The sequence below is a fragment of the Asanoa sp. NPDC050611 genome, from assembly GCF_040654855.1.
Lineage (GTDB): Bacteria > Actinomycetota > Actinomycetes > Mycobacteriales > Micromonosporaceae > Asanoa.
In genome coordinates, this window is record NZ_JBFAIU010000118.1 from 1 (window position 1) to 20,956 (window position 20,956).

A 20,956-nucleotide genomic window follows, 5' to 3' on the forward strand; every position below is an offset into this window, starting at 1 on the left:
GTCACGGGGCGTTCCCTTCGTGACGATGAGGTCCTGGTACGCGGTCGCGAAGTCGAGGCAGCTGCCGGTGTCCATCTGCCCGGTGTACCTGCGGATGACGTTCGAGGCGCTGGCGAAGGGCTCCGGCAACCAGGAGATCGCCACGACGATGGCGTTCGTCCGGCTGGTCAAGGACCTGATGCGGGACCCGGAGACGGGCCGGCGGTGGGTGCCGATCGTGCCGGACGAGGCGCGCACGTTCGGGATGGAGTCGCTCTTCCCCGGCAACGGCATCTACTCGCCGGTCGGACAGGCCTACGACCCGGTCGACCGCGACATGTTGCTCTACTACAAGGAAGCCACGAACGGCCAGATCCTCCACGAGGGCATCACCGAGGCCGGCTCGATGGCCGACTTCACCGCGGCGGCCACGGCGTACGCCACGCACGGCGAGCCGATGATCCCGTTCTACATCTTCTACGCGATGTTCGGCTGGCAGCGGACCGCGGACCAGATGTGGGCGCTCGCGGACCAACTGGGCCGCGGTTTCCTGATCGGCGCGACGGCGGGCCGCACGACGATGACGGGCGAGGGCGTCCAGCACGCGGACGGCCACTCGCACCTGATCGCGTCGACGAACCCGGCGGCGGTGTCGTACGACCCGGCCTTCGCCTACGAGCTGGCGGTGATCGTCCGAGATGGACTACGCCGGATGTACGGCCCACACGCGGAGGACGTCTTCTACTACCTGACGGTCTACAACGAGCCCAAAATCCAACCGGCGATGCCCGCCGGTGTGGAGGAGGGCATCGTGAAGGGCCTGTACCGGTTCCGCACAGCCGACCTCGCGGAGGCCCCGCGCCTGCAACTCCTGGCCTCGGGCACGGCGATCCACTGGGCTCTGGACGCGCAGCGGTTGCTGGCGTCGGACTGGGGCGTAGCGGCGGACGTCTGGTCGGCAACATCCTGGACCGAGCTGCGCCGTGACGCCTTGTCCTGCGACGCGGCGGCCCTGAAGGGCGAGGACCGGGTGCCTTACGTGACGCGGGTCCTGGACGGCGAACCGGGCCCGGTGCTGGCGGTCAGCGACTGGATGCGCGCGGTCCCGGACCAGATCGCGCAGTGGGTCCCACAGGACTGGCACTCGATCGGCACGGACGGCTTCGGCCTGTCGGACACGCGCGAAGCGACCCGCCGCCACTTCGGCGTGGACCCGGAGTCGATCGCGGTCGCGGCGTTGGCGGCCCTGGCCCGGCGAGGCGAAATCAAGCCGGAAACGGTCCGCGAGGCCCGGGAGCGGTACGGCCTGGACGACTGACCGGAACGGTTCGCGCGGCTCGGGATCGCTATGGCTTGGCTGGCTGAGCGGTAGGGTCCGCGCGGCTCGGGATCGCTACGGCCTGGGCGGCTGGGCGGGAGGGACCGCGGCTCGGTATCGCTACGGCCTGCGCCCGTGACCGGAGCGTCCGCGAGGCCCGCGAACGCTACGGCCTGGGCGGCTGACCGGAAACCCTTCGTCGAGGTCGGGAAAGGATGCGACCTCGACGAACGACCGGTCAGGGCGACGCGTCACCGCTCTTTGCCGGGCCGTCGTCGGTCGCAGGCGCGGGCAACGCCAACTGTCCGCTCGGCCGCGCCGCTTCGAGTGCGAGCAATCGTGCCTGCGCCACCTCGACGTGCTCGGACAGGACGGTGTCGCCCTCGACCTGGGCGAGCTCCGCACGAGCCGACTCGACTGCGGCGGTGTCCGCTTCGGCGGACGCCAGCGTTTTCCGCGCTTCCTGGATCTGCCCGGGCCGGGCGGCTGCGATCGCCTCGGCCTGCTTCGCCGCAGTGTTGATCTTCGCGGCGAACGAGCGCGCCTTCAGGCCCTCGTCGGCGGGGCACTTCACGACGCTGGCGAGATCGGGCGTCTCGATGAGCAGGTACAGCTCACGCGCGTCGTGCTTCTTCGTCTTCTGGAACGCCAGCGAGCCGAGCGCACCGAGGGGGCCGAGCAGCAACCCGCCCGCGGCCATCCGGGTCAAGGTCGGTCGCTTGCTCAATACGAGGTTTCCGGCCGTGTCGACCGTCGCGCTCGCGCCGATGAGGTCACCGCGCCCGTTCGGCGTGTGGACGGCCAGTTCGTGGAGCTTGACGCCGCCATAGCTGCCGATCCTCTTGCCATCCGGATTCGTGACCTCCGAGAGTGCCGACTGGGCCTGGCGAACCTGCTTCGCATGGGCCCGCTCGGCGCTTCTGAGGGATCTCTGAGCATTCCTGATCGCGTCGTTGCGAGCTTTCTCCGCCTCACGCAGGCCCTTCCGAGCCACTTTCAGTTCGGCGTGGTGCTCGGCCGCCAACGGGTCGCGCCGGCGACGCTTGGCTCGAAAGGTCAGGCCTCCCGCGATCAACACAACGAGCACGATCAGTGCGCTTACAAAAGCCATGAATCCCGACATCCTTGTCCGATGAAGCGGCACCCGGCCGTCCAGCCGCGGGGCGCTGGGCGAGCGTATGTGCTCAAGGGGCTGGCCAAGATCCACTAGCTCGGCGCACGGGTCGAACGAACGGGCGGATCAGCCGCTACGAAAGGCTGGCTGCTCCAGGTGCGCAATGGACAGTGCGACCCTGGTGGCATGCCACGCGATGCGTACGCGATGAGGACCTTGCACTTCGGGTTGCGGGTTGCTGACCTTGACCGGTCGCTCGCCTTCTACACCGGCCTGGGTTACCGCGTGTTGGGGACCGTGCCCGAGACGGCGTTCGGCAGTCTCACGATGATTCGGTTGCCGAACGATGATTTCGTGACCATCGAGCTCGTGCACGACCACGCGACCCCGCCCGGCGGCAATCGGCTCAACCACTTCGTCGTCCAGGTCGCGTCCATGGCCGACACGGTCGAGCGGCTCGCCGCCGGCGGCATCGAGGTCGAGGAACCCTCGTCGCCCGATGGCTCGACGGAGTTCCTGACCGCCTGGGTCACCGACCCCGACGGCAACCGGATCGAACTGGTGCAGTGGCCGCCCGGGCATGCCGACGGGATGACCGAGGTCGACATGGTCGGCTGAACAAAGTGCTACTTGCGGTTCTCCGTCATCCACCGGTCCGCGAAGTCCACCGCCGCGCGTTGGGACATCAGGCGTGACATCGCGCCCCCGACCCGGCCCATCTGGGCCGCGCCCGTGGCCTCGAAGTCCGCGCCCAGCAGCTCGAAGTCGCCCTCGTCCAGGTCGATGTCCTCCCACCAGACCCATTCCCGGTCGCCGTCCGGGGTCTGGACCGCGGCGCCGAGGCGGGCGGTCGGTGCGTCCGGCTGCCGGTACTCCGCCAGGTGCAGTGACGTGTTCGAGTCGTGGCCGACGCCCAGCAGCAGCACATCGCCGTCCAGGCCGTAGATCTTGCCCAGCGGCGAGTCCGGACCGAGCATCCCCGCGCGCGGCTGGCCGTAGACCACCTCCGTCGCCAGGCGGCCCAGCGCCGCGAACGACACCTGCGGGTGGTCGCTGCGTTGCGCGCCCGGCCACGTGCGGACCACCTCCGCCACGGCGCCCATCCAGCGGCTCGGCGTCACCGACGGGTCGAAGCCGGGCATGTGCGAGCGGATGACCGGCCACCATTCCTGGGGTACGGGCGGGTTCTGCCACACAGCCGGGTCCGAATTGTCCGGCGTGTGGGTCGGCACCACGAGCGTGCCGTCCGGGCCCAGCGCGTCCCGCAGCGCGAGCACCAGCGCGTGCGGGCCGCCCGCGATGTAGCCCACCGGCTTCAGCGACGCGTGGACGAGCAGCGTCGAACCCGGGCGCACACCGAGCGCCAGCAGGTCCGCGGCGAGAGACGACCGGGTGTGCGGCAGCCGGTCGTCGACCGACGACGGGTGGTTGCTCACGACGCCGACCCGATCCGGGCCAGGATCGCCTGGGCCAGCACGTCGGGCTGCGCTTCGGTCACCCAGTGGTCGACGCCGGGCAGCGCCAGGAACCGGTAGTCGCCGGTCACGTGGTCGCCCGCCGCGAACGCCGCGGCCGTGCCGACCGCGATGTCCCGCTCGCCCCACACGTAGGTCGTCGGGCGCGCCACCGGGCCCACCTTCACCAGGTCCTCGATCACCAGGGCGCGGTACCAGTTGAGCGTCGCCGTCAACGCACCCGGCTCGAGCAGCGGTTCCGCGTACACGTCGATGCGTGCACCGACCCCGGCCAGCATCTTGCGCAGCCCGGCGCCCCCGTCGCGGGACAGCACGTGCTCGGCCTTGCCGACCGTCCGGAACAGGTCGATGTAGGACGACCGCTGCTGCTGGTCCGGGTCGGTGAGCAGCGCCTGCCCGAACGCCGCCGGGTGCGGCACCGAGACCGCGGTCAGCGACCGCACGCGCTCCGGATGAGCGGCCGCGAGTTGCCACGACACCAGTGCGCCGAAGTCATGACCGACGATGTCCGCGCGACCGCCGGCCAGCGCGTCGACGAACGCCACCGCGTCCAGAACGCACTCTTCCGCCCGGTACGCGTCGACCCCGAGCGGCCGCGCGCCCGGCGAGTAGCCGCGCTGGTCGATCGCGTAGGTCCGGAACCCGGCCGCGTTGAGGAAGGGCGTCACATCGTCCCAACCGTGCCGGTTGGCCGGGAAGCCGTGCAGCAGGATCACCACGGGCCCGCCGGGCGGACCTCCCTCGGTGGCCTCGAACGTCAGCCCGCGCACCTCGATCCGCATGGGCGCGAGCGTACCGCCCGGGACCGGTGTTAGCCTGCAGAGACAACTTCACATCCGACAGGGGAGCGCACAGCGCTGAGAGTGCGGGACAATCCGCAGACCCTCGAACCTGATCTGGGTAATGCCAGCGCAGGGAGTTCGGTCTTCTCCAGCCGCGCCATGTCCGACCCAGGACATGGCGTGCGTCTTCTCCTGGTTCACCGAACTGGGAGGTCAGTGCACGATGAGCAACACCAACAACCGCTGGCGTACGGTCGACATCGTCGTCGCCGCCGTCCTGGGCGTCGCGTTCGGCGTCGTCTTCTGGGCCTGGGGCCTGCTCTACAACGGTCCCGCCGACGCGATCCCCCTGCCCGCGCGCACGCTGCTCTACGGCGTCTGGCTGCTGCCGGCCGTGCTCGGCGCGCTGGTCATCCGCAAGCCCGGCGCCGCCCTGTTCACCGAGACGGTGGCCGCGCTGGTCTCGGTCGCCTTCGGCACGACCTGGGGCTGGACGCTCGTCCTGCAAGGCCCGCTCGAAGGGCTCGGCGCGGAGCTGGTCTTCGCCCTGTTCGCCTACCGGGTCTACCGACTCCCGGTGGCCGCCCTGGCCGGTGGGGTCGCGGGCCTCGTCGCCGCGCTCTACGACGTCCTCTACTGGTACCCGGGCAACTCGTGGGGCAGATTCGGCATCCCGTACCTCGCGATCACCGCGGCCAGCTCGGTGGTCATCGCCGGTTTCGGGGGGTGGGCGCTGACCCGGGCCCTGGTCAACACCGGGGCGCTGGACCGGTTCCCGGCCGGCCGCGAACGCGCGGCGGTCTGACCCTTGAGCGCCGTCGAACTCCGCGGCTTCGGCTGGCGGCACGCCGGCCGCAAGGCCTGGGCGGTACGCGGGATCGACCTGCGCGTGGAGCGGGGCGAGCGGGTGCTCCTGCTCGGCCCGTCCGGCGCGGGCAAGAGCACCCTGCTCGCCGCGCTGGCCGGCCTGCTCGCCGACGACTCCGGCGAGCGGGAGGGCACCGCGGAGATCGACGGGCTCGACACCCGCAAGGCCCGGGAGCGGGTCGGCATCGTGTTCCAGGACCCGGCGACCCAGCTCGTGATGTCCCGGGTCGGCGACGACGTCGCGTTCGGGCTGGAGAACCGGGGCGTACCCCGCGACGAGATCTGGCCGCGGGTCGCCGAGGCGCTCGACGCCGTCGGCCTCGGCTACCCGCTCGACCGCGAGACCCACGCCCTCTCCGGCGGTGAGCAGCAGCGGCTGGCCCTCGCCGGTGCCCTCGCCCTGCGGCCCGACCTGCTGCTGCTCGACGAGCCGACCGCGAACCTCGACCCGGCGGGCGCCGACCTGGTCCGCGCCTCGTTGCGCCAGGCGCTGAGCCGGGACACCACGGTCATCATGGTCGAGCACCGGCTCGACGAGGTCGTGTCGTTCGTCGACCGGGTCGTCGTGCTCGAACCCGGCGGCGGCGTCCGCGCGGAGGGCCCGCCGCAGCGGGTGTTCGGTGAGCACGGCGCGGCGCTGGCGGCCGACGGGATCTGGGTGCCGGGCCGGCCGCTGCCCGCTCCCCGCCGGGCGGTCGCCCCGCCGGGCGAGGTGCTCGTCACCGCCGACCGGGTCGCGCTGGCGCCGCGGCTCGCGCCGACGGACCTGTCGGTGCGCACCGGCGAGGCGCTCGCCGTCCTCGGTCCCAACGGCGCCGGCAAGTCCACGCTGGCCCTGCTCCTCGGCGGCCTGCTCAAGCCCACGGCCGGCCGGGTCGTCGCGTCGTCCGTCCTGGCCGGCGCCGACGCCGCCCGCCCGCCGCACCGCTGGCGTGCCGCCGACCTGACCGCCCGGATCGGCTCGGTCTTCCAGGACCCGGAGCACCAGTTCGTCGCCTCGACCGTCCGCGGCGAGCTGGCGGTCGGCGGGCGGTCACCGCAGGTCGTCGACGAGCTGCTGGCCAGGCTGCACCTCGACCATCTCGCGCGGGCCAACCCGTACACCCTCTCCGGTGGTGAGGCCCGGCGCCTGAGCGTCGCGACGGCACTGGCCGCGGCGCCGCGCCTGCTGCTGCTCGACGAGCCGACCTTCGGCCAGGACCGGCGCACCTGGATCGAGCTGGTGGCCCTGCTGGCCGACCTGCGCGACGAGGGCCACGGCGTGCTGACGGTGACCCACGACCCCGCCTTCGTCGACGCGTTGGCCGACCAGAGGCTGGCGCTATGACGATGGCCGCGGTGATGGTGCGCTCGAGCGCGCCGCTCGCCCGCCGCAACCCCGTCGCGAAGCTCGTTGCCGCAACGGTGTTCGCGGTCGGCGTGCTGACCACATTGGACCCGCTGACCCCGGCGCTGGCGATCGCGGCCGAGCTGGTCCTGCTGCCGCTGTTCGGCGTCCGCTACGGCACCCTGCTGCGCCGCGGCTGGCCGCTGCTGCTGTCGGTGTTCGGCATCGTGCTGACGACGATCCTGTTCGGCGCCAACCGCGGCGGCGACACGGTGTTCGGGATCGGCGCGCTGGACGTGACGACGGGCGTGCTGACCGTCGCCCTCGGGCTGGCGCTGCGGCTGGTCGCGCTCGCACTGCCCGGCATCATGGTGTTCACCACCACGGATCCCACCGACCTGGCCGACGCGCTCGTGCAGAACGCCAAGGCGCCGGCCCGGTTCGCGATCGGCACGCTGGCCGCGTTCCGGCTCGTGCCACTGCTCGGGCAGGAGTGGCAGGCGCTGCGGATGGCCCGCCGGGCGCGCGGCATAGACGCCGGCGGCAACCCGGTCGCGGCGGCCCGGCTGTTCGCCTCGATGCTGTTCGCGCTGCTGGTCGGCGCGATCCGGCGCGGCACCCGGCTGGCGACCGCGATGGACGCGCGGGGCTTCGACAGCGGCATGCCGCGTACGCACGCCCGCGAGCAACGCTTCACCCGCGCGGACTGGCTGTTCGTGCTCGGCGCGGTCCTGCTCACGGGAGCCATCCTCACGGTGAGCATCGCGACGGATACGTTCCGGCCCGTTCTCGGCTAATGTCACCCACCTAGACGAGGCGGTGGGCGATGGGTGTACGGCTGGCGGAAGTGACGGATCCGGTGGAGGCAACGGCGCTCGCGCCGCCGGCCCACAAGATCCTGCAGGACCTGGTGTCGTCCGGGGCGGCGCTGGGCTGGGCGCTCCCGCCGGCCCAGGGCGAGGTCCGCGACCTGCTGACGGAGCTGGTCGAGGGCGTCGCGACCGGCGAGTCGGCTCTCCTGGTCGCCCACGACGACGGCACGGTCGTGGGGCTCGGCTACTGGCGCCGCTACCAGCGCCAGACCCACCGCCCGCACGCGGACCTCGAGCGGGTCGCGGTCGCGGCGGGTCACCAGGGCCGCGGCATCGGGCGCGCGCTGACCGAGGGCCTGGTCGCCAGCGCCCGCAAGGCCGGCATCGAGGTGCTCACCCTCGACGCGCGCGGCGACAACGAGCGCGCGCTGGCGCTCTACCGCACGCTCGGCTTCAACGAGTACGGCCGCCTGGTCGACTTCGTCGCGGTCGGGCATCTGCGCTACGACAAGGTTTTCTACGCGCTCGACCTGCGCCGGCCCTGGCCCCGCTTGTGAAGAGGAGGGGAACCCGCGCGGGGTTCCCCTCCTCTGTCGGATCAGGCCCGCCGGAAGGCGTAGCGCTTCGGCTGCGCGGCCGGCTTGCCGCGACCGCCCTTTGTGGACGGCACGGCGCGGTCGTGGCCGCGGTGCGACGGGGACTTGCCCCGCCGCGCCTCGCGGTTGCCGCCCAGGTCGAGGTCGGGCAGCTCCACAGCGGACAGATCGACGGTGAACTTTTCGGATGCAGGCATGCGAAGGCCTCCGCTCACGAATGGAGAACAGACGGATGCCCGGCGGCGTACCACGGAAAATAGGAATGACGCCCCGGGCGCTCGAAGACTGCCGACGACGCGGCAGACCGGCACACAGAATCCCTGAGGGCATCAGTAACGCATGCGACGACGGTACACCGCCGCCACGGGCCCGCGCTAGGGCGTTTCCAACGGCGGCGGCGCGATCGGGTTCGGGATCGCACCACCGAAGCGGCGGTCGCGCTTGGCGAACAGCTCGCAGGCGTACCAGAGGTGGCGCCGGTCGAAGTCGGGCCAGAGGGTGTCGAGGAAGACCAGCTCGGCGTACGCGGACTGCCAGAGCATGAAGTTCGAGGTGCGCTGCTCGCCCGAGGGCCGCAGGAACATGTCCACCTCGGGCACCTCGGGGTGGTAGAGATAGCGCTGGATGGTCTTCTCGGAGATGCGGTCGGGGTCGACCTTGCCGGCCATGGCGTCGCGGGCGATCGCGGCCGCGGCGTCGGCGATCTCGGCCTGGCCGCCGTAGTTGACGCAGAACTGCAGCGTCAGCTTCGAGTTGCCGCGGGACATCTCCTCCGCCGTCTGCAGCTCGGAGATCACGCTCTTCCAGAGCCGCCCGGCCCGGCCGGACCAGACGACCCGCACGCCGAGGTCCACGAGCTGGTCCCGACGGCGCCGGATGACGTCGCGGTTGAAGCCCATCAGGAAGCGGACCTCTTCCGGCGAGCGCCGCCAGTTCTCGGTCGAGAACGCGTACGCGGTCAGGTAGGGGATCCCGATCTCGATCGCGCCCTCGATGGTGTCGAACAGCGAGTACTCGCCACGCTCGTGGCCGGCGGTGCGGGGCAGGCCACGGTCCTTGGCCCAGCGGCCGTTGCCGTCCATCACGATCGCGACGTGCTTGGGCAGGCTGCCCTCGGGGAGCCGCGGCGGCCGGACGCCCGAGACGTGCGGCGTCGGCGGACGCACCTCACGGCGCGCGCTGCGAGACCTGATCATTTCTGTTCTTCCCCCGTCGTGCGATCGACCAGCGGCAGCGAGCGTAACCCGCGCTCGAGGTGCCACTGCAGGTGAGCGGCGACGAGGCCGCTGCACTCGCGACGGATCCCGGCCTCGGCCGCGTCGGCGACGTGCCAGTCACCGGACGAGAGGGCGACCATGAGATCGAGCGTGGCGGGGGCAGGGTGAGCGGCACCCGGCGGTCGACAATTCGGACAAACCGCCCCGCCGGCCGGCACGGAGAACGCCTTGTGCATGCCGCGGGTGCCACAAACCGCACATTCCGCCAGTGCGGGCGCCCAGCCGGCCACGCCCATGCCGCGCAGCAGGTAGGCGTCGAGCACGAGCGTCCCGGCGTGCTCCCGAGCCGCCAACGCCCGGATCGCGCCGAGTGTGAGCAGGAACAACCGCAACGAGGGCTCCCGCTCGACGGGCGTGAGCCGCTCGGCGGTCTCGGCGATCGCGGAGGCGGCCGTGTAGCGGGGGTAGTCGTCGAGGAACCGCTTGCCGTAGAGCTGGATCGCCTCGACCTGGCTGACGGTGTGCAGGCCGCTGCCGCCGCCGTTCGGATCGCCGGCGATCTGCAGGTCGACGTGGCCGAACGGCTCGAGCCGGGCCCCGAACCGGGAGGTGGTCCGCCGCACGCCACGGGCCACGGCCCGCAGCCGCCCATGCCGCCGGCTGAGCAGCGTGATGATCCGGTCGGACTCGCCCAGCTTCTGCACACGCAACACCACCGCGTCGTCGCGGTAGAGCTGACGGCGATAGCCCGGCACCCGCCAATTGTGGTCCCTGTTTTCCCTGCCTGTCGCGGCGGGTGTTGCAAAGATCAGAATCAGGCGGTCCCGGGCCCGCGGTGGTCCGGACCGTCGCTCCCGCCGGACCCGAGGTCCGCGGTGGTCCGGTCCGGACACTGCGGTGACATTGGTCGATCTGTGGGGCTAGCGTGTCTGTCCATGAGCAGCCGTCCGCGCATCGATCCCGTTGTCTGGCGACCGCCCGTGCCGTCGCCGCGGGCGCGCGAGCGGGTCAGCGACCCGCCGATGCCGGCCCCGGCGGTCCGGCAGGTCGGTGCGGTCGGTCCCGAGGACGTGGTGGTGCATCCCGACGGCAACCTCTACACGGGCGTCGAGGACGGCCGGGTCCTGCGGCTCTCGCTGGACGGCGGCCCGCCCGCGGTGGTCGCGTCCACGGGCGGCCGGCCGCTCGGCGTCGAGGTGTCGGGCGACGGGGATCTCGTCGTCAGCGACGCGTACCGCGGCCTCCTGCGGGTCGACCCCGGCTCCGGGGCGGTCGACGTGCTCGCCGACGGGTTCCGGCTGTGCGACAACGCGGCGGTCGCGCCCGACGGCACGATCTATTTCAGCGACTCGTCGCAGCGGCACGGGCTCGCGCACTGGCGGGCCGACATCCTGGAGCACACCGGCACCGGGCGGCTTCTCCGCCGGGACCCGGGCGGCACGGTCGAGGTCATCCTCGGCGGGCTGCAGTTCGCCAACGGCGTCGCCCTCGCCGCCGACGGGTCGTTCGTCGCGGTGGCGGAGACCGGCGCCTACCGGGTCACCCGGGTCTGGCTCTCCGGACCCAATGCTGGGCAGCACGACGTGCTCGTCGACAACCTGCCGGGCTTCCCCGACAACCTGTCGACCGGCGCCGACGGCCGCATCTGGATCGCCCTCGCCACGCCGCGCAACCCGGCGCTCGACCGGCTGCACGCGCGTACCCCCGCGCTGCGCAAGGTGGTCTGGGCACTGCCCACCGCGCTGCAGCCCGCACCCGCCCGGACCACCTGGGTGCTGGCCGTCGACCCGACCGGCGCGGTGGTCGCCGACCTGCAGACGGACGCGGGCGGCTACCACATGGTGACCGGCGTCCGTGAGCACGCCGGCCACCTCTACCTGGGCAGCCTCGTCGAGACCGGCATCGCGGTGGTCCCGCTACCCACGCCCTAGCGGGCCGCGGCGCAGCAACGCACCGCACACCAGGGCGCCGGTCGCGAACAGGCCGGCGCACCACCAGAACACGGTGGTGTAGCTGTGCACCGCGGCGAGCTGCGCGGCCTGCGGGTGGTCGGTCAGGTACGCCGTGGCAGCGCTGGCCGCGATCGTGTTCAGCAGCGCGGTGCCGATCGAGCCGCCGAGCTGCTGCCCGGTGTTGATGCTCGCCGAGGCCACGCCCGCGTCCCGGGGCCCCACCCCGAACGTGCCGGTGGCCGCGACCATGCCGAAGACGAGGCCCATGCCGGCGCCCACCACCGCGAGCGGGCCGAGCAGTGCCGACGCGTACGCCGAATGCGCGTCGATCCTCGTCAGCCACACCATGCCGGCCGCGTTGAGCAGCATCCCGGCGATGACTATCGGCTTGGGCCCGAACCGCGGCAGGAGCTTCGTGTTGCCCACGTTGGCCATCGCCCCGCTGAACACCACCATCGGCAGCATGGCGAAGCCGGACCTGATCGCCGAGTACCCGAGGGTCTCCTGCATGTAGTAGACGAGGAACAGGAAGACCCCGAACGTCGCGGCGCCGCTGGTCAGGACGGTGAGGTAGGCGCCGGCGCGGTTGCGGTCGAGCACGACGCGGGGCGGCAGCAGCGGGTGCGCGGCGCGGGCCTGGCGGGCGGCGAAGGCGACCAGGAGCGCGGCGCCGGCCAGGAGGAAGCCCCACGTCGAGGGCGTGCCCCAGCTGTGCGAGGCGGCGTTGGCGAAGCCGTACACCAGGCAGAACATTCCGCCCGAGACCGCCACCACGCCCGGGACGTCGAGCCGGCCGCCGGGTGTCCGCTCCTGCCGGCCCAGCAGCAGCGCCCCGCCGACGATGGCGACGGCGGCGAAGACCAGGTTGATGTACATGCACCAACGCCAGGAGAGGTACGTGGTGAGCGCCCCGCCGAGCAGCAGCCCGAGGCCTCCGCCGGCCGCGGCGACCATGCCGTACACCCCGAACGCCTTGGCTCGTTCCTTCGGGTCCTTGAACGTGGTGGCCAGCAGCGACAGCGCGGACGGCGCGAGCAGCGCTGCGAACACGCCTTGGCTGGCGCGCGCGGTCACCAGCGTCGAGAAGCTGTCCGCGGCGCCGCCGACGGCGGAGGCAACCGCGAAGCCGACGAGCCCGGTCAGGAAGGTCGCCTTGCGGCCCATCAGGTCGGCGAGGCGGCCGCAGAAGAGCAACAGGCTTCCGAACGAGAGGGCGTACGCGGTGACGACCCATTGCCGGTCGGCGGCGGTGAAGTGCAGCGCGTGCTGTGCGGACGGCAGCGCGAGGTTCATCACGGTCAGGTCGAGCACGACCATGAGCTGCGCGGCGGCGATGACGGCGAGGATGAGCCACCGTCTCGGATCCGCCGCTGTGCTTGCCGGCACTGGCCGCGTTGCGGTGTGTGTTGCCACGACTGTCTCCTGTCGCGTGAATGGTGCGGACGAGCACGAGACGCGCGGTGGTGTTTCCTCGTAACAAGGCGGGCGGTGTGACGAGCGGCACCGGCCCGCGCCTGTCACAAAGACGGCCGGCACGGCGTCAGGTGGGCATGGAGTCCGCGACCGATACCTTCGTAGCCCACCGGAACCTGCTGTTCACCGTCGCGTACGAGATGCTCGGCTCGGCCGCCGACGCGGAGGACGTGCTGCAGGAAACCTGGCTGCGCTGGGTGGGCGTCGACCTGACCACGGTGCGCGACGAACGGGCGTACCTGGTGCGGATCGTGACCCGGCAGGCGCTGGACCGGTTGCGCGCCGTGGGCCGCCGCCGGGAGTCCTACGTGGGTCCGTGGCTGCCGGAGCCGCTGCTGACGGCGCCGGACGTGGCCGAGGACGTGGAACTGGCCGACAGCATCTCGACGGCGATGCTCCTGGTGCTGGAGACGCTGGCCCCGATCGAACGCGCGGTGTTCGTGCTGCGGGAGGTCTTCGACCTGCCGTACGACGAGATCGCGGAGGCGGTCGACAAGTCCTCGGCGGCGGTCCGCCAGATCGCGTACCGGTCGCGAACGCACGTGGCAGCGCGCCGTCCCAGAGGCCGCACGGTCTCCGCGGCCGAGTCCGACGCGGCGCTGTCGGCTTTCCAGCGCGCCGTCTCGACGGGCGACCTGCAGGGGTTGCTGGACATCCTCGCGCCGGACGTGGTCGCGCTGAGCGACGGCGGCGGGGTGCGGCACGCGCTGCTGCGACCGATCGTGGGCGCGGCGAAGCTGGGTCGGTTGCTGGCCGCGGTGTGGCACCGGCGGATCGCCGGGCGATCGTTCGAGCCGATCCAGGTCAACGGCGGTCCGGGCCTGCTCGTTCGCGAGAACGGGAAGGTGGACGGGGTGGTCGCGCTGAGGATCTCGAACGGGTTTGTGACAGGCCTCTACAACGTCCGCAACCCGGCGAAACTGTCGCATGTGGAGCGCGAGACCGCGTTGAGCCGCGCCTGATCTACGCTCCACCCTCGTGCTCGACGATCCGTGGTTGCCACTGCCCCGACCGCCGATGGCCCACCGCGGACGTTCCAGCCGCGGACGTTCCTGTGGCGCGACCTGCCCTTTCCTGATCCGGTGCTGCTCGGCCTGGCACCGGAAGGCTCATGACCTAGGCCGCATCCGCGTCGAACGGTTCGTCGCTCCATCGCCACCAGGCGTCGTCGCCGTCGAGGTGCAGGAGGAACTCCGGGACCTCCCGGCCGTCCGGGTACCGGAGCGTCACCGCGGCGCGGATCGCGTCGTACGCGCGCTCCCAGGCTTCGTCCGCGTCCTCCATCAGGCGCAGCTCAGCGGCGAACAGCGGCCGGAACTCCGCGAGGCCCGCCCGCGCCTCGACGCGCGCGTTCAGCCACGGGAAGTCGCCGTCCGTCACCACGAGGTCAGCTAGCAACTCCCCGCCGTCGCGCCTGTGCAAGGTCCAAACGCCGTCATCGCTCACGGTAGAGAACCGTATCGCCGGCGGAAACAGCGCTCGTAGATCTCCCGTAGCCAGGGCTCGCGGACCTGGGGGAGACGTACCAATGTGGACAGAAACACGGCTCGGTCCGGTCGGAACAGCTCACTCGGCATAAATGGCGGCGCTTCGTCGTCGGCCGTGCCGGCTCCCGGCAACGGTCCGCGGTCGCGCTCGACAGCCAGCCCGGACCAGATATCCCACGAGATCGGAACAGCAGTCGCGGTCCCGGACGACGCCCATGGCTGACCGGTCTGCGGATGCTCCGGGACGAGCGCCAGGTCGGCGGCCGCCGGTGGGCAGGCCAGGTCCGGCCAGCTCCAGGGTCTTGGTCGGCGCTCCCGTGGAGGGGAGTGCGTCCAATGCCGGACGGAAGACGTCGGCGACGAGCCCGTCCGGAAAGCTCACCGGCGCGCCGCCCGAGGCGACCAGCAGCCGGGCCAGCGCCACGGCGACCGCCGCCGCCCAGACCGGATCCCAGTGCCCCGGCGACGCCACCGGCGGGACGTCGGGCCGCTCCGTCACCAGCTGATCCCAGCCGACGACCGCGGGGGGCGAGCCGCTGACGCGGACGACCGCCTCCGGATCCAGCCACACGGCCTGCCAGAACCCGCAGTCGTCGATTGCGGGTCGCGACAGGTCGCCGGCACCGACCGCAAGCCATGTTGGGACCGTCGCCGGGGCCTATGCCGCAGCAGACCCCGCCGGACCGCCCGGGGATGAAGAGACTCCCGCGTACGTCGCCCGGAGCAACGACGACCGCTCCCGGCGGCCCGGACGACAGTGCGAACGGGCGCGTACACCCCGCGCGCCTCTGCCTCGGCCGGCCCGACCGAAGCCCAGAGCAGAAACGGTGGCCCGAAGGGCTCAGGGTCGACCGCATAGGTCCCCGGCTTCATGAGCACGCCGAGTAGCCCGTACCCGTACCGCTGGTGAGCATGCGGAGGGAGCGCCACCGCCGCAACCACCACACGCGAATACCGTCACCCGCCCCTCCCGGCACCGAAACAGGCCGCGGCCGATGCGAGCGGGCCGCCGTGGCAGGATAAGTGAGTGCAGGTCGGAATGCTTGGGGCGTTCGAGGTTCGCGCGGACGACGGCAGTCTGGCCGACGTCCCCGGTGCCCGCCTGCGCGCGCTCCTGATCGCGCTCGCGCTCGAGCCCGGGCGCGTCGTGTCCAAGGGCACCCTGGTCGACTGGATCTGGGGTGAGAACCCGCCCGCCGACGCGGCGAACGCGCTTCAGCGGCTCGCCTCCCGGCTGCGCAAGGCGCTGCCCGGCGGGAGCGTCGAAGGCCAGCCCGGCGGTTACCGGCTCACCGTCGACCCCGACGCCGTCGATGCGCTCAGGTTCGAGCGGCTCACCGCCGCCGCCCGCCACGAGGAGGGGCTTCCGCGGCTGCGGCTCCTGCGCGACGCGCTCGCGCTCTGGCGGGGCAACGCCATGCAGGACGTCGGGCTCACCGACAGTGAGGCGTTCGACGCCGCCGTGACGCGGCTCGAAGGGTTGCGGCTCACCGCCATGGAGGAGCGGTTCGAGGCCGAGGTCAGTCTCGGCCACGGCGCCCAGGTGGTGGGCGAGCTGACCGACGCCGTCGCTGCCCATCCGCTCCGCGAACCCCTCGTCGCCGCCCTCATGCGCGCCCTCGTCGCCGCCGGGCGGGACTCCGACGCCCTGCTCACCTACGAACGCACCCGGGAAGCGCTCGCCGACACCCTCGGCGTCGATCCCTCGCCCGAGCTGTCCGCCCTGCACGTCGCCCTGTTGCGCGGCGAGTTCAGGCGCGAGGAGACCCAGACCCGGAGGACCAACGTCCGCGAGGAGCTCACCAGCTTCGTCGGCCGCGAGGACGACGTCGCGGCCGTGCGGCAGCTGGTCGGCGGGCACCGGCTCACCACGCTGATCGGGCCCGGCGGGTCCGGCAAGACCCGGCTAGCCACCGAGACCGCGCGGACGCTCGTCAGTGATCTCCCGGACGGCGTCTGGCTCGTCGAGCTGGCCGCCATCGGTCCGGACGGTGACGTCGCGCAGGCGGCGCTCACCGCGCTCGGGCTCCGCGACGCGCTGCTCGGCGCCGCACCGAGCGCCGACGCCACCGAAGGGCTCATCGCCGCCATCCGCGAGCGGGACGCCCTGCTGATCCTCGACAACTGCGAGCACGTGATCGAGGCGGCGGCGCGACTGGCCGACCGGGTCCTCGGCGAGTGTCGCCGCCTGCGGATCCTGGCGACGAGCCGCGAACCGCTCGGCATCACCGGTGAGGCGCTCTGGCAGGTCGAGCCCCTGGCCGTGGCGGAGGATGCGGACGCGGCCGCCGTCCGGCTGCTGCGCGATCGGGCCGAGGCCGTCCGCAAGGACCTCGGCCACGACGCGCACACCCTCGCGACGATGGTGCGCGTCTGTCGTGCCCTCGACGGGATGCCGCTCGCGATCGAGCTGGCGGCCGCCCGGCTGCGCACCATGACCATCGACCAGCTCGCCAACCGGCTCGACGACCGGTTCCGCCTGCTGACCAGCGGCAGCCGCACCGCCCTGCCGCGGCACAAGACGCTGCGCGCGGTGGTCGACTGGAGCTGGGAGCTGCTCACCGAGGACGAGCGCGCCGTCCTGCGCCGGCTGTCGGTGTTCGCCGGCGGCGCGAGCCTGGAGGCGGCCGAGGCCGTCTGCGGCGGCGACGACGTGCTCGACCTGCTCACCTCGCTCGCCGAGAAGTCGTTGCTGGTCACCGAGGGCGACGGTGCGCCGCGCTATCGGATGATCAGCACCATCAGGGAGTACGCCGCGGACCGGCTCGCCGAAGCGGGGGAGTCGGACCTGGCGACCCGGGCGCACCTCGCCTACTTCACCCGGCTCACCGAGACCGCTGAGCCGCACCTGCGCCGCGGCGAGCAGCTGGTCTGGCTCGCCACGCTCGCGGTCGAGCACGACAACATCGCCGCCGCGATGCGGAACGCGGTCGCCGCCGGTGACGCGCAGTCGGCGATGCGGCTGGCGGGCGCCGCCGGCTGGTACTGGTGGCTCGGCGGGCGCCGCGCCGAGGGTCTCGAGCAGCTGCTCGCGGCCGCCAGCATGCCCGGCGAGGTGACCGACGACGCCCGCGCCATGGCGTACGGCATGGTCGTCTTCTTCGTGACCTCCGGGCGGGGTGGCGAGCACGTCGGCGCGGAGTGGATCCGCAAGGCCGCCCGCTTCAGCCAGCAGAGCGAGCACCGCAACCCGCTGCTGGGCCTGGTCGAGCCGCTGGAACGCCTGCTGCAGTCGCCGGACGCGGCGGCGACCGCGTTCGAGTCGTTGCTGACCAGTGAAGATCCCTGGGTACGGGCCCTCGCCCGGTTCCAGATGGGCAAGATGCGGATCGTGCTCGGCCAGGGTGGCCCCGAGGCGGAGGCCAACCTGGAGCTGGCGCTCGCCGAGTTCCGTACCCTCGGCGAACGGTTCGGGATCTTCATCGCCCTCTCCGAGCTGGCGGCGCAACTCGGCCTGCGCGGCGAGTTCGCCCGCGCGTGCGAGCTGTTCGAGCAGGCGGTCACCGTCGTCACCGAGGTCGGCGCCGTCGAGGACGTCATCCTGCTGCGCACCCAACAGGCGCTGCTCTACTGGATGCTCGGTGACCGGGAGTCCAGCGAGGCCGCCATCGCCGAGGCCGAGCACCGTGCCGAGGGTGTCACCTGGCCGGACGCGCTGGGCGAGCTCGCGCTCGCCAAGGCCGAGCTCGCGCGGCGGGCCGGTGACGCCGCGGAGGCACGCCGCCAGCTCGGCGTCGCGACCGCCCTCCTCGGCGACGACGCGCAGGCGGCGCACGTCCGGGCGGGCATCCAGGACGTGCTCGGCTACCTGGCCGACGATCTCCGGGAGGCGCGGTCCCACCGTGTGGCGGCCTGGCAGGCGGCCTCGGAGGCGGGCTACGCGCCCATGGTCGCCCAGACCCTGATCGGTCTCGCGGACCTCGCCGTCCGGCAGGACCGGTACGAGCAGGCGGCGCGCCTGCTCGGGGCCAGCGTCGCGGTGCGGGGCCAGCCGGACCGGGCCAACCCGGACGCCGCCCGGATCGAGCAGGACACGCGGCGACACCTCGGCGAGGAACGGTTCGCCGAGGTGTCGCAGGAGGGCTCGCGGACGGGCTCTGATCAGCTCGCCGAGGTCACGCTCGCGTTCTGACCGGGTGATCAGGCGCGCTTCTTGAAGGTCGAGAGCGACCACACGTAGCCGACGAGGGCGATGCCGGCGCACCAGGCGATGGCCACGACCGCGTCGCCGCCGGACGGCGTGCCGTCGAGCAGGCCGCGAAGCGTCTCGATGATGGGTGTGAAGGGCTGGTAGTCGGCGAACTGCTTGACGCCGGCCGCCATCGTGTCGGCAGGGACGATCGCACTGCTCAGGAACGGGAGCATCACCAGGGGCACGGAGATCAGGCCGGCGGATTCCGGCGTCTTCGCGGCCAGGCCCAGGGCGACGGTGATCCAGCTCGTGGCGAAGGTGACCAGCACGAGCAGGCCGATCACGCCCAGCCAGTCCGGGAAGCTCGCGGCGGGCCGGAAGCCCATGATCAGCGCGACCCCGATGAGGACCGCGATCGCGATCAGCGAGCGGAGCATGCTGGCCGCGACGTGCGCCGACAGGACCGCACTGCGCGAGATGTCCATGACCTTGAACCGGTTGATGATGCCCTTGGTCATGTCGGAGTTGACGGCGAGCGCGGTTCCTGACAGTCCATAGCAGACGGTCAGGATGATCATGCCGGGCGTGATGTAGTCGACGTAGTTGCCAGGGATGTCGTACGCCCCGCCCAGGACGTAGACGAACATCAGCATGAGCACGATCGGGAAGATGGCGCCGTTGAAGACGGCGACGGGGTTGCGCAGGGTGTGCTTGAAGTTGCGTCCGAGCATGGTCGTCGCGCTGCTCATGATGCGTTCACCTTTTCGCTGGTACGGCCGGTCAGGGCAAGGAAGACGTCGTCGAGGTCCGGCGTGTGCACCGAGAACTCCTCGACCTCGATGGACTCGGTGTCGAGCTGCGCGAGCAGGGTGCGCACCGACCGCGCACCGCCGTCGCTGGGAACCCGCAGGACCAGGTCGTCCTCGTCGTCGCGGGTGGCGTTGGCCAGCAGCCGCAGCGCGGCGTCCAGTTCGGCGTCACCGGCGAACCGGAGCCGGACGTGGCTGCCGGGGATCTGGCGCTTGAGCTCGGCGGGCGTGCCCTGCGCGACGATCCGGCCGCCGTCGAGGACGGCGATGCGGTCGGCGAGCCGGTCGGCCTCGTCGAGGTACTGGGTGGTCAGGAAGATGGTCACGCCGTCGTCGGCCACGAGCCGGCGGATGATGTCCCACATCGTCCGGCGGCTGCGCGGGTCCAGACCGGTGGTCGGCTCGTCGAGGAAGATGATGCGGGGCTTGCCGACCAGGGTCATCGCGAGGTCGAGCTTGCGGCGCATGCCACCGGAGTACGTGGCCGACATCTTGTCCGCCGACTCCGTCAGGTCGAAGCGCTCCAGCAGGTCGGCGACGACCCGCTTGCCCTCGCTCGCGCCCAGGCGTTTGAGGTCGGCCATCAGCTTGAGGTTCTCCCGGCCGGTGAGCAGTTCGTCCACCGCCGCGAACTGACCGGTGACCCCGATGGCCGCCCGGACGGCCTTGGTGTCGGTCGCCACGTCGTGCCCGGCGATGCGTACCGTGCCCGCATCGGCCTTCATCAGCGTGGTCAACACGTTGACCGTCGTCGTCTTGCCGGCCCCGTTGGGGCCGAGCAACGAGAAGATCGTGCCCGGCGCGACATCGAGGTCGATGCCGTCGAGGACGACCTTGTCCTTGTACGCCTTCCGCAACCCGGAAGCGGTGATCGCTGAACTCGTCATGCGGACAACGATCGGCGGGCCCGCCGCCACCCACCTGACACGCTCCTGACACGGCGCCTGACACGCGGTCCGGTCAGCGGCTGAGCAGCACGATCGTGTCGAGGACGCGGTGCCAGTCGAGCTCGGTGAGGGGCCGGTCGGCGAGCGCGCCGAGGGTCGCCATGGCGGTCAGGACCCGTTCGCGGTCCGGCAGGCGCTCCGCGGCGAACCGTTGGGTGCGGGCGAAGCGGACCAGGGAGTCGGGCAGTTGTGCCGGGGTCGCCTCGGTCCCCGCGCCGTCGCTCAACTCGACCCGCAGCTCGGTGCCGAGCGCGGTGGCCAGGCTGGCGACCGCGGCGAGGGTCGGGTTGCCGCGGCCGTTCTCGAGGTTGGCGATGTAGGGAACCGAGAGTCCCGCGTCCGCGGCGACAGAGGCGATGGTGCGCCCGCTCGCCGTGCGTCGGGCCCGCAACCGCCGACCCAGCTCGACTATCTCCACAAGAACATCTTGCCATCTTCTTTCTTCTGAGAATAGTCTCCGCGGTCATGAACCTGTTGCGCGGCAATGGCGACTTCCGCCGGCTGTACGCGGCCACCACGATCGACAAATTCGGCTCGTGGCTGCTGGTCTTCGCGGCGCCGCTGCACGTGTACGCGCTAGCCGGAGTCGGCCGACTCGACGAACCACTGCCCGAGCTCGCCGGGGTCGGTGGTGGGCAGGGCATGGTCGACATCGGCCGCGAGCTCGAC

The 20,956-nt window shown here is 72.0% G+C and carries 21 protein-coding genes, 1 pseudogene and 1 riboswitch; of the genes and pseudogenes, 10 read left to right on the forward strand and 12 right to left on the reverse strand.

Annotated elements, in window-relative coordinates:
• Positions 1-1,297, forward strand: a pseudogene (locus AB0H87_RS19450) (pyruvate dehydrogenase (acetyl-transferring), homodimeric type); the annotation flags it as partial.
• A gap of 238 nt (positions 1,298-1,535) precedes the next feature.
• Here AB0H87_RS19450 and AB0H87_RS19455 read toward each other — a convergent pair.
• The gene (locus AB0H87_RS19455; RefSeq protein ID WP_360147048.1) at positions 1,536-2,408 is read right to left on the reverse strand and encodes a hypothetical protein; all 873 of its coding nucleotides are present in this window, start codon (positions 2,406-2,408) and stop codon (positions 1,536-1,538) included.
• Positions 2,409-2,597: 189 nt separating this feature from the next.
• On the opposite strand from AB0H87_RS19455, the gene AB0H87_RS19460 reads away from it, so the two are divergent.
• A complete protein-coding gene (locus tag AB0H87_RS19460) occupies positions 2,598-3,029 on the forward strand; it encodes a VOC family protein (RefSeq protein WP_360147051.1) in 432 nt (143 codons plus the stop codon).
• Positions 3,030-3,037: 8 nt separating this feature from the next.
• Here AB0H87_RS19460 and AB0H87_RS19465 read toward each other — a convergent pair whose 3' ends face one another.
• Together AB0H87_RS19465 and AB0H87_RS19470 are read right to left on the reverse strand one after the other, a co-directional pair.
• Positions 3,038-3,847 (reverse strand): AAC(3) family N-acetyltransferase, encoded by an 810-nt coding sequence (locus AB0H87_RS19465; protein ID WP_360147054.1) that lies wholly within the window; start codon positions 3,845-3,847, stop codon positions 3,038-3,040.
• Positions 3,844-4,668, reverse strand: a complete 825-nt coding sequence (locus tag AB0H87_RS19470) for an alpha/beta hydrolase (RefSeq protein WP_360147057.1) — start codon at positions 4,666-4,668, stop codon at positions 3,844-3,846. Before AB0H87_RS19470 ends, AB0H87_RS19465 begins: the two co-directional genes overlap by 4 nt.
• A 49-nt stretch (positions 4,669-4,717) precedes the next feature.
• Positions 4,718-4,822: riboswitch (TPP riboswitch) on the forward strand.
• A 69-nt stretch (positions 4,823-4,891) separates the two neighbouring features.
• Between AB0H87_RS19470 and AB0H87_RS19475 the strand changes: the two genes are divergently transcribed.
• Genes AB0H87_RS19475 through AB0H87_RS19490 form a run of 4 tightly spaced genes read left to right on the forward strand, consistent with a single transcriptional unit; the run spans position 4,892 to position 8,231 of the window.
• Positions 4,892-5,473, forward strand: a complete 582-nt coding sequence (locus AB0H87_RS19475; RefSeq protein WP_360147060.1) for an ECF transporter S component — start codon at positions 4,892-4,894, stop codon at positions 5,471-5,473.
• Positions 5,474-5,476: 3 nt separating this feature from the next.
• On the forward strand, positions 5,477-6,862 hold the full coding sequence (locus AB0H87_RS19480; RefSeq protein WP_360147063.1) for an ABC transporter ATP-binding protein: 1,386 nt from the start codon (positions 5,477-5,479) through the stop codon (positions 6,860-6,862).
• Positions 6,859-7,659, forward strand: coding sequence for an energy-coupling factor transporter transmembrane component T (locus AB0H87_RS19485; RefSeq protein WP_360147066.1), 801 nt, complete (start codon positions 6,859-6,861; stop codon positions 7,657-7,659). Before AB0H87_RS19480 ends, AB0H87_RS19485 begins: the two co-directional genes overlap by 4 nt.
• Positions 7,660-7,688: 29 nt before the next feature.
• Complete coding sequence (locus tag AB0H87_RS19490) at positions 7,689-8,231, forward strand: GNAT family N-acetyltransferase (protein ID WP_360147069.1); 543 nt, start codon at positions 7,689-7,691, stop codon at positions 8,229-8,231.
• Positions 8,232-8,272: 41 nt separating this feature from the next.
• Here AB0H87_RS19490 and AB0H87_RS19495 read toward each other — a convergent pair whose 3' ends face one another.
• The 3 genes from AB0H87_RS19495 to recO form a co-directional block, all read right to left on the reverse strand.
• Positions 8,273-8,467 carry a hypothetical protein gene (locus tag AB0H87_RS19495; protein ID WP_360147072.1) on the reverse strand — a complete coding sequence of 65 codons (195 nt, stop codon included), beginning with the start codon at positions 8,465-8,467 and terminating at the stop codon, positions 8,273-8,275.
• 177 nt (positions 8,468-8,644) lie between these two features.
• Complete coding sequence (locus AB0H87_RS19500) at positions 8,645-9,466, reverse strand: isoprenyl transferase (RefSeq protein WP_360147075.1); 822 nt, start codon at positions 9,464-9,466, stop codon at positions 8,645-8,647.
• The gene (recO, locus tag AB0H87_RS19505; protein ID WP_360147078.1) at positions 9,463-10,242 is read right to left on the reverse strand and encodes a DNA repair protein RecO; all 780 of its coding nucleotides are present in this window, start codon (positions 10,240-10,242) and stop codon (positions 9,463-9,465) included. The genes AB0H87_RS19500 and recO overlap by 4 nt, the downstream gene beginning before the upstream one ends.
• Positions 10,243-10,422: 180 nt before the next feature.
• On the opposite strand from recO, the gene AB0H87_RS19510 reads away from it, so the two are divergent.
• On the forward strand, positions 10,423-11,418 hold the full coding sequence (locus AB0H87_RS19510; protein WP_360147082.1) for an SMP-30/gluconolactonase/LRE family protein: 996 nt from the start codon (positions 10,423-10,425) through the stop codon (positions 11,416-11,418).
• Here the strand turns inward: AB0H87_RS19510 and AB0H87_RS19515 are convergent.
• Positions 11,404-12,852: an MFS transporter gene (locus AB0H87_RS19515; RefSeq protein WP_360147085.1), complete on the reverse strand. Its 1,449-nt coding sequence runs from the start codon at positions 12,850-12,852 to the stop codon at positions 11,404-11,406. The genes AB0H87_RS19510 and AB0H87_RS19515 overlap by 15 nt on opposite strands.
• A 137-nt stretch (positions 12,853-12,989) precedes the next feature.
• On the opposite strand from AB0H87_RS19515, the gene AB0H87_RS19520 reads away from it, so the two are divergent.
• On the forward strand, positions 12,990-13,874 hold the full coding sequence (locus tag AB0H87_RS19520; protein WP_360147088.1) for an RNA polymerase sigma-70 factor: 885 nt from the start codon (positions 12,990-12,992) through the stop codon (positions 13,872-13,874).
• A 154-nt stretch (positions 13,875-14,028) separates the two neighbouring features.
• Here AB0H87_RS19520 and AB0H87_RS19525 read toward each other — a convergent pair whose 3' ends face one another.
• Both AB0H87_RS19525 and AB0H87_RS19530 read right to left on the reverse strand, forming a co-directional pair.
• Complete coding sequence (locus AB0H87_RS19525; protein WP_360147091.1) at positions 14,029-14,358, reverse strand: hypothetical protein; 330 nt, start codon at positions 14,356-14,358, stop codon at positions 14,029-14,031.
• Positions 14,359-14,478: 120 nt separating this feature from the next.
• On the reverse strand, positions 14,479-14,898 hold the full coding sequence (locus AB0H87_RS19530) for a hypothetical protein (RefSeq protein WP_360147094.1): 420 nt from the start codon (positions 14,896-14,898) through the stop codon (positions 14,479-14,481).
• A 528-nt stretch (positions 14,899-15,426) separates the two neighbouring features.
• Here AB0H87_RS19530 and AB0H87_RS19535 point away from each other — a divergent pair.
• A complete protein-coding gene (locus AB0H87_RS19535; protein WP_360147097.1) occupies positions 15,427-18,531 on the forward strand; it encodes a BTAD domain-containing putative transcriptional regulator in 3,105 nt (1,034 codons plus the stop codon).
• A gap of 8 nt (positions 18,532-18,539) precedes the next feature.
• Here the strand turns inward: AB0H87_RS19535 and AB0H87_RS19540 are convergent, their stop codons facing one another.
• From AB0H87_RS19540 to AB0H87_RS19550, 3 genes are all read right to left on the reverse strand, one after another.
• Positions 18,540-19,280, reverse strand: a complete 741-nt coding sequence (locus AB0H87_RS19540; RefSeq protein WP_360147099.1) for an ABC transporter permease — start codon at positions 19,278-19,280, stop codon at positions 18,540-18,542.
• Entirely contained in the window at positions 19,277-20,227 is a 951-nt protein-coding gene (locus AB0H87_RS19545) for an ATP-binding cassette domain-containing protein (protein ID WP_360147102.1), read from the reverse strand. Before AB0H87_RS19545 ends, AB0H87_RS19540 begins: the two co-directional genes overlap by 4 nt.
• A gap of 73 nt (positions 20,228-20,300) precedes the next feature.
• Entirely contained in the window at positions 20,301-20,705 is a 405-nt protein-coding gene (locus AB0H87_RS19550) for a helix-turn-helix transcriptional regulator (protein WP_360147105.1), read from the reverse strand.
• 47 nt (positions 20,706-20,752) lie between these two features.
• Here AB0H87_RS19550 and AB0H87_RS19555 point away from each other — a divergent pair.
• Positions 20,753-20,956: hypothetical protein (locus AB0H87_RS19555; protein ID WP_360147108.1), on the forward strand; the 204-nt coding region annotated here is incomplete at its 3' end.

What these genes read in the sequence shown, in the direction of transcription:
- AB0H87_RS19455 (WP_360147048.1), bottom strand. Translation starts at nt 2,408, where the DNA reads ATGGCTTTTGTAAGCGCACTGATCGTGCTCGTTGTGTTGATCGCGGGA.
- AB0H87_RS19460 (WP_360147051.1), top strand. Translation starts at nt 2,598, where the DNA reads ATGCCACGCGATGCGTACGCGATGAGGACCTTGCACTTCGGGTTGCGG.
- AB0H87_RS19470 (WP_360147057.1), bottom strand. Translation starts at nt 4,668, where the DNA reads ATGCGGATCGAGGTGCGCGGGCTGACGTTCGAGGCCACCGAGGGAGGT.
- AB0H87_RS19475 (WP_360147060.1), top strand. Translation starts at nt 4,892, where the DNA reads ATGAGCAACACCAACAACCGCTGGCGTACGGTCGACATCGTCGTCGCC.
- AB0H87_RS19485 (WP_360147066.1), top strand. Translation starts at nt 6,859, where the DNA reads ATGACGATGGCCGCGGTGATGGTGCGCTCGAGCGCGCCGCTCGCCCGC.
- AB0H87_RS19490 (WP_360147069.1), top strand. Translation starts at nt 7,689, where the DNA reads ATGGGTGTACGGCTGGCGGAAGTGACGGATCCGGTGGAGGCAACGGCG.
- AB0H87_RS19495 (WP_360147072.1), bottom strand. Translation starts at nt 8,467, where the DNA reads ATGCCTGCATCCGAAAAGTTCACCGTCGATCTGTCCGCTGTGGAGCTG.
- AB0H87_RS19500 (WP_360147075.1), bottom strand. Translation starts at nt 9,466, where the DNA reads ATGATCAGGTCTCGCAGCGCGCGCCGTGAGGTGCGTCCGCCGACGCCG.
- AB0H87_RS19510 (WP_360147082.1), top strand. Translation starts at nt 10,423, where the DNA reads ATGAGCAGCCGTCCGCGCATCGATCCCGTTGTCTGGCGACCGCCCGTG.
- AB0H87_RS19520 (WP_360147088.1), top strand. Translation starts at nt 12,990, where the DNA reads ATGGAGTCCGCGACCGATACCTTCGTAGCCCACCGGAACCTGCTGTTC.
- AB0H87_RS19540 (WP_360147099.1), bottom strand. Translation starts at nt 19,280, where the DNA reads ATGAGCAGCGCGACGACCATGCTCGGACGCAACTTCAAGCACACCCTG.
- AB0H87_RS19545 (WP_360147102.1), bottom strand. Translation starts at nt 20,227, where the DNA reads ATGACGAGTTCAGCGATCACCGCTTCCGGGTTGCGGAAGGCGTACAAG.